Source organism: Streptomyces sp., from assembly GCF_050698815.1.
GTDB lineage: Bacteria > Actinomycetota > Actinomycetes > Streptomycetales > Streptomycetaceae > Streptomyces.
Window position 1 is genome coordinate 1 of sequence record NZ_JBOHCV010000773.1, and the last position, 8,376, is coordinate 8,376.

At 72.5% G+C, this 8,376-nt stretch carries 8 protein-coding genes; 7 read left to right on the forward strand and 1 reads right to left on the reverse strand.

Annotation, left to right across the window (positions count from 1 at the left end):
* The 5 genes from ACRDP3_RS27695 to ACRDP3_RS27715 form a co-directional block, all read left to right on the forward strand.
* Positions 1-591 (forward strand): acetyl-CoA carboxylase biotin carboxyl carrier protein subunit (locus tag ACRDP3_RS27695; RefSeq protein WP_431519761.1); only part of this gene is annotated, 591 nt, incomplete at its 5' end.
* A complete protein-coding gene (locus ACRDP3_RS27700) occupies positions 588-1,751 on the forward strand; it encodes an acyl-CoA dehydrogenase family protein (RefSeq protein ID WP_431519762.1) in 1,164 nt (387 codons plus the stop codon). The genes ACRDP3_RS27695 and ACRDP3_RS27700, both read left to right, overlap by 4 nt.
* A 264-nt stretch (positions 1,752-2,015) precedes the next feature.
* Entirely contained in the window at positions 2,016-3,692 is a 1,677-nt protein-coding gene (locus ACRDP3_RS27705; protein ID WP_431519763.1) for a 4-coumarate--CoA ligase family protein, read from the forward strand.
* Complete coding sequence (locus ACRDP3_RS27710; RefSeq protein ID WP_431519764.1) at positions 3,689-4,462, forward strand: enoyl-CoA hydratase family protein; 774 nt, start codon at positions 3,689-3,691, stop codon at positions 4,460-4,462. Before ACRDP3_RS27705 ends, ACRDP3_RS27710 begins: the two co-directional genes overlap by 4 nt.
* Complete coding sequence (locus ACRDP3_RS27715) at positions 4,450-5,046, forward strand: TetR/AcrR family transcriptional regulator (RefSeq protein ID WP_431519765.1); 597 nt, start codon at positions 4,450-4,452, stop codon at positions 5,044-5,046. The genes ACRDP3_RS27710 and ACRDP3_RS27715 overlap by 13 nt, the downstream gene beginning before the upstream one ends.
* A 175-nt stretch (positions 5,047-5,221) precedes the next feature.
* On the opposite strand, the gene ACRDP3_RS27720 is transcribed toward ACRDP3_RS27715, so the two are convergent.
* Positions 5,222-6,322, reverse strand: coding sequence for a citrate synthase 2 (locus ACRDP3_RS27720; RefSeq protein WP_431519766.1), 1,101 nt, complete (start codon positions 6,320-6,322; stop codon positions 5,222-5,224).
* Between the two features lie 245 nt (positions 6,323-6,567).
* Between ACRDP3_RS27720 and pdxH the strand changes: the two genes are divergently transcribed.
* Both pdxH and ACRDP3_RS27730 read left to right on the forward strand, forming a co-directional pair.
* The gene (pdxH, locus tag ACRDP3_RS27725; protein WP_431519768.1) at positions 6,568-7,203 is read left to right on the forward strand and encodes a pyridoxamine 5'-phosphate oxidase; all 636 of its coding nucleotides are present in this window, start codon (positions 6,568-6,570) and stop codon (positions 7,201-7,203) included.
* 355 nt (positions 7,204-7,558) lie between these two features.
* On the forward strand, positions 7,559-8,376 hold an 818-nt coding region (locus tag ACRDP3_RS27730; protein WP_431519767.1), incomplete at its 3' end, for a PAS domain-containing protein.

The following is an 8,376-nucleotide window of genomic DNA, read 5'->3' on the forward strand; positions in this document are numbered from 1 at the left end:
CGCGCCGGCGGCGCGACCGTCACCGGCCGGCTCGGCGGCTGGCGCAACGTGCCCGCGCAGCCCCAGCTCAAGACCTACCGGGTCGGGCGGGACGGTTCGGACGGCGAGGAGACCGAGGTCCGCTACCGCCTCACCCGGGACGGCCTGGTGGCCGAGGACTTCCCCGGCGTGCGGCTGCGCCTGCTGCGGGCGACGCCCGACCGCGTCGCCCTGGAGATCGACGGTGTGCGGCGTGACTTCGAGGTGTCCCGCTACGGAGCCGACGGCGCGCACGTCCACGTCGACGCACCGCCGCCGCTGGGCGCCCACGCCTTCACCGCACTGCCCCGCCTGCGCGAACCGGAGGCCGGCACCGAACCCGGTTCGCTGCTGGCACCCATGCCGGGGACCGTCGCACGGGTCGCGCCGGGGCTCGCCGTCGGCGCCGCCGTCACCGCGGGCCAGCCACTGCTGTGGCTGGAGGCGATGAAGATGGAACACAAGATCGTCGCCCCCGTCTCCGGAACCCTCACCGCGCTCCACGCCGAACCCGGCCGCCAGGTCGAGGTCGGTGCCCTGCTCGCCGTCGTCACGGAGAAGGAGTCAACATGACCACCGCCCTGCTGGAGACCGAGGAACAGCGTGACCTGCGCGCGGCCGTCGCCGCACTGGGGAAGCGCTACGGGCGTGAGTATTTCACCGGCGTCGTGCGCGACGGCAAGCACACGGACGAGTTGTGGGCCGAGGCGGCCGAGCTGGGCTACCTCGGGGTCAACCTGCCCGAGGAGTACGGCGGTGGCGGCAGCGGCATGGCCGAACTGGCCATCGTGCTGGAGGAGCTGGGCGCCGCCGGCTGCCCGCTGCTCATGATGGTGGTCTCGCCCGCGATCTGCGGCACCGTCATCGCCCGGTTCGGCACCGAGGAGCAGAAGCGGGAGTGGCTGCCCGGACTCGCCGACGGCACCCGCAAGATGGCCTTCGGCATCACCGAGCCCGACGCGGGCTCCAACTCCCACCGGATCACCACCACCGCCCGCCGCGACGGGGCGGACTGGCTGCTCACCGGCCGCAAGGTCTTCATCTCGGGTGTCGACATGGCCGACGCCACCCTCATCGTCGGCCGCACCGAGGACGCCCGTACGGGCAAGCTCAAGCCCTGTCTGTTCATCGTCCCGCGCGACGCGCCCGGCTTCACCCGCAGCCCCATCGAGATGGAACTGGCCGCACCGGAGAAGCAGTTCGAGCTCGTCCTCGAGGACGTCCGGCTGCCTGCGGACGCGCTGGTGGGCGACGAGGACGCGGGACTGCTTCAGCTCTTCGCGGGACTCAACCCCGAGCGCATCATGACGGCGGCGTTCGGCATCGGCATGGGCCGCTACGCGCTCGAACAGGCCCTGGACTACGCCCGTACGCGACAGGTGTGGAAGGAGCCGATCGGCGCCCACCAGGCCATCGCGCACCCGCTTGCCCAGGCCCACATCGAACTCGAACTGGCCCGGCTGATGATGTCCAAGGCCGCCACCCTGTACGACGCCGGTGACGACATGGGCGCGGGCGAGGCGGCCAACATGGCCAAGTACGCGGCGGGCGAGGCCTGCGTCAAGGCCGTCGACCAGGCCGTACACACCCTGGGCGGCAACGGCCTCACCCGCGAGTACGGCCTCGCCTCCATGATCACGGCGGCACGGGTCGCCCGTATCGCACCGGTCAGCCGCGAGATGGTGCTCAACTTCATCTCGCACCAGACCCTGGGCCTGCCCAAGTCGTACTGACCCTTCTAGTGCCCCTCCCGGCAACCTTTGCCCTGTCGCGTCGTCCATCACGCACTCCCCCAGCCTTCGGCCGGGAGGTGCCCCCACGCGGCGTTGGCCAAAAGCCCTGGTAGCTCCGCTACAAGGACTTCCGGCCGCCTTGCGATCGCACGCACTGGACGACGCTCCTTGACGGGCAAACATTGCCGGTCACGGCACACGGGCAGCGGACCTCAGGACAATTGGCCGCTGCCGCACGACCGCTGCCGCTCCGGGAGGATCCGCATGGTGTTCTACAGCGAGTACGCCGATGTCCCCGTCGTCGACGAGCCGATCCACGAGGCCGTGCTCGGCCATTCCGCCGCCGAGTACGGATCCCGGCCCGCGCTCGTCGACGGCGTCAACGGAACCACCCTCAGCTACGCGGAGCTCGACGCCTTCTCCCGGCGGATCGCCGCCGCACTGGCGGCGGCCGGGCTGCGCAAGGGGGACGTGCTGGCCCTGCACAGCCCCAACAGCATCGCCTTCCCGGCAGTCTTCTACGGAGCCACCCGGGCAGGCGCGGCAGTGAGCACCGTTCATCCGCTCGCCACCGCCGAGGAGCTGGCACGGCAGCTGCGCGACTCGGGCGCGCGCTGGATCGTGACCGTCTCGGCGCTGCTGGGGACGGCACGGCAGGCGGCCGAGTGGACGGGCGGCGTGGCGGAGATATTCGTCTGCGACCGCGCGGAAGGGCACCGCTCGGTGCTGGACATGCGGGACGGTACGGCGCCCGAGCCGGTGGTCACCATCGATCCCGGGCAGGACCTGGCCGCGCTGCCGTACTCCTCGGGCACCACAGCCACCCCCAAGGGCGTCATGCTCACCCACCGCAGCATCGCCACCAACCTCGCCCAGCTGCACTCCCTGACGCCCAGCGGGCCCGAGGACACGCTGCTCGCGGTGCTGCCCTTCTTCCACATCTACGGGCTGACCGCCCTGCTGAACGCACCATTGCGGAACGGCTCCACCGTCGTGGTGCTGCCGCGCTTCGACCTCAAGCAGTTCCTGGCCGCGATAGCGACGCACAGGGTGAACGCCGTCTATGTCGCGCCGCCGATCGTGCTGGCGCTGGCCAAGCACCCCGAGGTGGACCGGCACGACCTGTCCTCGCTGGAGTTCGTGCTCAGCGCGGCCGCCCCGCTGGACGCCGAGCTGGCCACGGCCTGCGCGCGGCGGCTCGGGCTGCCGACGGTGATGCAGGCGTACGGGATGACCGAACTGTCGCCCGCCACCCATGTGGTGCCCCGGCACGCCGTCGCCTCTCCCGCCGGAGCGGTCGGCAAGCTGCTGCCCAGCACCGAGATGCGCGTCGTCGCCCTGGCGGACCCCGACCGTGATCTCAGCGTGGGGGAGGAGGGCGAACTGCTCTTCCGCGGCCCGCAGGTGATGAAGGGCTATCTGGGGCGTACGGGCGAGACCGACGCGATGCTCGACGGCGACGGATGGCTGCGTACCGGGGACATCGGCCGGGTGGACGCGGAGGGCTGGCTGTATGTCGTCGACCGCGTCAAGGAGCTCATCAAGTACAAGGGCTATCAGGTCGCCCCGGCCGACCTGGAGGCCGTGCTGCTGACGCATCCGGCGATCGCGGACGCCGCCGTCATCGGGGTGCTCGACGAGGACGGCCAGGAGGTGCCGAAGGCGTTCGTGGTGCGGCGTCCGGACGAGGACGGGGCGGAGCTGAGCGCGGAGGCGGTGCTGGCGTACGTGGCCGAGCGGGTCGCCCCGTACAAGAAGGTCCGCAGGGTGGAGTTCGCCGCGTCGGTACCCCGTGCCGTCAGCGGCAAGATCCTGCGGCGCGAACTGCGCGCCGCGGAGGCCGAGAAGGCGGCGGCCGCGTCGGCGAAGGCCGCGAAGGTGCCAGGCGCGCAGGCGACGGCCGGTGACAGAGCGACGACGGAGAGGGCGACCAACACGTGACGGAAACCGCCGGACAGCCACAGCGCGACACCGGACCGCTGGTGCGCGGCAGCTGCGAGCAGGGCATCACCACCCTCACCCTCGACTCGCCCCACAACCGCAACGCGCTCTCCGCGCGACTCGTCGGCGAGCTGCACGCCGGGCTGGCGCGGGCCGCCGCCGACGCTGAGACCCGCGCGGTGCTGCTCACCCACACGGGCAACACCTTCTGCGCGGGCGCCGACCTGCGCGAGGGCAGCGGCAGCCCCGCCGACCTCGCCGCGCTGCTGCGCACCATCGTCGAGCTGCCCGTGCCCGTCGTCGCCCGGGTCGGCGGCCATGTACGGGCGGGCGGCACCGGACTGCTCGGTGCCTGCGACATCTCGGTGGCCGGACCCGGGGCGAGCTTCGCCTTCACCGAGGCCAGGATCGGCGTGGCGCCGGCCGTGATCTCGATGCCGCTGCTGCCGCGCCTCGACGCCCGCGCGGCGGCCCGCTACTACCTGACCGGCGAGCGTTTCGACGCCGCGGAGGCGGCCCGCATCGGGCTGGTGACGCTGGCGGGCGAAGACCCGGACGAGCTGCTCGTGCCCGTACTGGACGGTCTGCGGCGCGGCTCCCCGCAGGGGCTCGCGGAGTCGAAGCGGCTGGTCACGGCGGAGGTGCTGCGGGTATTCGACCGGGACACCGATAGCCTCGCGGAGTTGTCCGCGCGGCTGTTCGCCTCCGAGGAGGCGCGCGAGGGCATGACCGCCTTCCTCGAACGACGGGAACCCTCATGGGTGCCGTGAACACCCGGGGCGCCGCCCCCAAGCAGGACCGCAGCCGGGCGACGCGGCAGCGGCTGCTGGAGTCGGCCGTGACCTGCCTGGCAGAGCACGGCTGGTCGGGCAGCACGGTCACGGTCGTCGCCGAGCACGCCGGGGTCTCGCGGGGCGCGGCGCAGCACCATTTCCCCACTCGCGAGGACCTGTTCACGGCGGCGGTCGAGTACGTGGCCGAGGAGCGCTCCAAGGCGCTGCGGGCGCTGCCGACGCCGCCGGACACCCAGGCTGCCGTCGAGATGCTGTGCGGCCTCTACACCGGTCCGCTCTTCCGCGCCGCCCTGCAGTTGTGGGTGGTCGCCTCCAACGAGCCGCAGCTCGGTCCGCGCGTCACCGCGCTGGAGGCGCGGATGGGGCGGGAGACGCACCGCATGGCGGTGGAGCTGCTGGGCGCCGACGAGGCGGTGCCGGGTGTGCGCGAGACCGTACAGGGACTGCTCGACATGGCCCGCGGCCTCGGTCTGGCCAACCTGCTGACCGACGACAGCGCGCGCCGCGCGCGGGTCATCGCCCAGTGGGCCCTGATCGTCCGGGACGCGCTGCGACGCTGACGCGCCGTGCTCCGGCGGACCGTCGCGGGGTCACCCCTGGCAGACCGGAGCGGCCCCCTCCCGGGCTACGCCCGGGAACCCCCACCCGGCCGGCTCCCGGGGCTTCCGCCTGGCTGCGCCGGAAGGATCTCCCGGGACGCCAGGCCCAGGGGCAATCGGAGGTCCGCCGGGGCGCTCAGTGGCGGGCTTCGCCGAAGCCGGTGACCTCGCGGGGGTCGCGCGGGCCCGGGCCGACGTACGCCGCCGAGGGCCGCACCAGCCGCCCGGTGCGCTTCTGTTCCAGGATGTGCGCCGACCATCCCGCCGTACGGGCACACGTGAACATCGAGGTGAACATCTGCGCCGGCACCTCGGCGAAGTCCAGCACGATCGCGGCCCAGAACTCCACGTTGGTCGCCAGCACCCGGTCGGGGCGGCGGCTGTGCAGCTCCGACAGCGCCGCCCGCTCCAAGGCTTCGGCGACCTCGTAGCGCGGCGCGTCCAGCTCCTTGGCCGTACGCCGCAGCACGCGCGCCCGCGGGTCCTCCGCGCGGTAGACGCGGTGCCCGAAGCCCATCAGGCGTTCGCCGCGGTCCAGTTGCCGCCTCACGTAGGCGTCGGCGTCGCCCGTACGCTCGATCTCCTCGATCATGCCGAGCACCCGGGAGGGCGCACCGCCGTGCAGCGGCCCGGACATCGCGCCGACCGCGCCGGAGAGCGCCGCCGCCACATCGGCGCCGGTGGAGGCGATGACGCGGGCCGTGAAGGTGGAGGCGTTCATGCCGTGCTCGGCCGCCGAGGTCCAGTACGCGTCGACCGCCGCGACGTGTTTGGGGTCCGGGTCGCCGCGCCAGCGCCGCATGAAGCGCTCGACGACGGTGTCCGCCATGTCGATCTCCTGCTGCGGCACCATCGGCAGGCCCTGTCCGCGTGCCGACTGCGCCACGTACGACAGCGCCATCACGGCGGCGCGGGCGAGGTTCTCGCGGGCCTCGTCGGCGTCGATGTCGAGCAGCGGCTTCAAGCCCCAGACCGGAGCGAGCATCGCCAGTGCCGACTGGACGTCGACCCGGACGTCGCCGGAGTGCACGGGGATGGGAAACGGCTCGGCGGGCGGCAGCCCGGGGTTGAATCCGCCGTCGACCAGCAGTCCCCACACGTTGCCGAAGGAGACGTGACCCACCAGATCCTCGATGTCCACGCCCCGGTAGCGGAGCGAGCCGCCCTCGCGGTCGGGTTCGGCGATCTCCGTCTCGAACGCGACGACTCCTTCGAGTCCGGGTACGAAGTCGGACATCGGGCAGCTCCTCACAGTGGTCACCGGGCCTGGGCGAGCTTGACACCATAACCGCTGGTGTTCGAGGGCCACAGCGGTGCGGCGGCCGATTCCTGCGGTTTCGTCGCCTGCTGCGTATTGGGGGGAGCGGTGAACACCGCGAGGCGCGCGGCGCGATGTTGCAAGATGAGTGCGTGTCCCACGCTGACGATGACGCCGCCCGCGGCATGCCGCTCACGCCGCTCACCATCCTCGACCCGGCCGCCATGCGCGCGCGCTACCGCGCCGAGGGGCTCTCGGAGGGGGACCTCGCGCCCGATCCGTACGGACAGTTCGCGAGCTGGTTCGCGGACGCCTCGGCGAGCGGGCTGCACGAGCCGAACGCGATGATCGTCTCGACCGCCGACGGAGAGGGCCGCCCCAGTTCCCGCACGGTCCTGCTGAAGCAGTACGACGAGCGCGGCTTCGTCTTCTTCACCAACTACGGCTCCCGCAAGGGCCGGGAGCTGGACGCCAACCCGCAGGCCTCGCTGCTCTTCCCCTGGCACCCCATCGCCCGCCAGGTCATCGTGGCGGGCACCGCGGAGCGGATCGGCCGCGACGAGACCGCCGCCTACTTCCGTACCCGCCCGCACGGCTCCCAGCTCGGCGCCTGGGCGAGCGAGCAGTCCTCGAAGGTGGCGTCCCGCGCGGAACTGGACCGGCTCTACGAGGAGCTGGCGGCCCGCTATCCCGAGGGCGAGGACGTCCCGGCGCCGCCGCAGTGGGGCGGCTTCCGGATCCGTGCGGAATCGGTCGAGTTCTGGCAGGGCCGCGAGAACCGGCTGCACGACCGGCTGCGCTACGTCCGCACCGGCGGCGGCGCGGCCGGGGACTGGACGGTCGACCGGCTCTGCCCCTGAACACAGAACGACCCGCGGGCTGCTCCGCTCGCCGGGGCGAGCGGCGCCGGTCGGACGAGTCCGACGAGCCCGCGGGTCGGGTGACTGCATGGAGATTGGCCGGTGACACCGGCGTCACACTGTGGCGTCGGCGCTAGACCGCAGCCACCTCACGCGTCCGGGTAAGCATCATCTACCGGATCACCTCCTTTCTCGTGTACACCGCACGCTAGGCAGCGGCCCGGAGAGTCGCAAGCGAATTTCGGGGCGGCAACGATTTCGTTGAATCCGGTGTGTGCTGGGTCACGTTCGAGTTGAATGACGGGTATGCGCAGCAGCAGGTCGGCGGTCTGCGCGTTCAGCCGGGGGTGCTCACGTGGCCGCTCGATCCCAGACCCACACCGCTTCGTCGTCCGACGGCGACGGCGACGACAACGGCGCGCCTGACGACGAACTCCTGCTGGCCGCACTGCTCGACGGCATGGACGCGGCACTGTGCGCCTTCGACGCGGGCGGCGTCGTCACCCACTGGAACCGCGAGGCCGAGCGCATCCTCGGCTGGACGGCGGCGGAAGCCGTGGGACGCCAGGGGCTGGCCGGCTGGGCGGTGCGCGAGGCCGACGCGGAGCAGATCCAGGCACGCCTGCTCGGCGCGATGCACGCGCCGGGGCGGCAGGTGCACGAGTTCGCGCTGCTGACGAAGGACGGCGGCCGTGTGCTCGTACGCACGCAGTCCTCCGGTGTGACCGGCGCGGACGGCCGGCCGAAGGGCGTCTACTGCGCGTTCAGCGAGATGCGCGCGCAGATAGACCTCGAGCGCTCCATCGCGCTGAGCGAATGCCTCTTCCAGGAGGCCACCTGGGGAGTGATCCTGGTCGACGCCGATCTGCGCCCGGCCGTCGTGAACGGCTCCGCGGCGGGCGCGTTCCACGTCTCCCGTGCGGCGATGCTCGGGCGCCCGCTGGGCGAACTCATCGGCGAGGGGGTTGAGGAGCTGGAGGGCGCGCTGCAGCACGTGCTGGCGGAGGGTCCGCCCGCCGCCCCGGCCGAGATCTGGGTGACGCTGCGCTCCGCGCGGCGTGCGGAGGAGCCCCAGGGCGCGGCCGTCGGAGAGGGGAGCGGAACCCGCAGGTGCTGGCGCAGCGGATTCCTCCGGCTGTCCTCGCCGCTGGCCGAGGCGCCGGTGCCGCTGGG

Excerpts from the sequence above, each read along its gene's own strand:
- ACRDP3_RS27700 (WP_431519762.1), top strand. The coding sequence starts at position 588 with ATGACCACCGCCCTGCTGGAGACCGAGGAACAGCGTGACCTGCGCGCG.
- ACRDP3_RS27705 (WP_431519763.1), top strand. The coding sequence starts at position 2,016 with ATGGTGTTCTACAGCGAGTACGCCGATGTCCCCGTCGTCGACGAGCCG.
- ACRDP3_RS27715 (WP_431519765.1), top strand. The coding sequence starts at position 4,450 with ATGGGTGCCGTGAACACCCGGGGCGCCGCCCCCAAGCAGGACCGCAGC.
- ACRDP3_RS27720 (WP_431519766.1), bottom strand. The coding sequence starts at position 6,322 with ATGTCCGACTTCGTACCCGGACTCGAAGGAGTCGTCGCGTTCGAGACG.
- pdxH (WP_431519768.1), top strand. The coding sequence starts at position 6,568 with ATGCGCGCGCGCTACCGCGCCGAGGGGCTCTCGGAGGGGGACCTCGCG.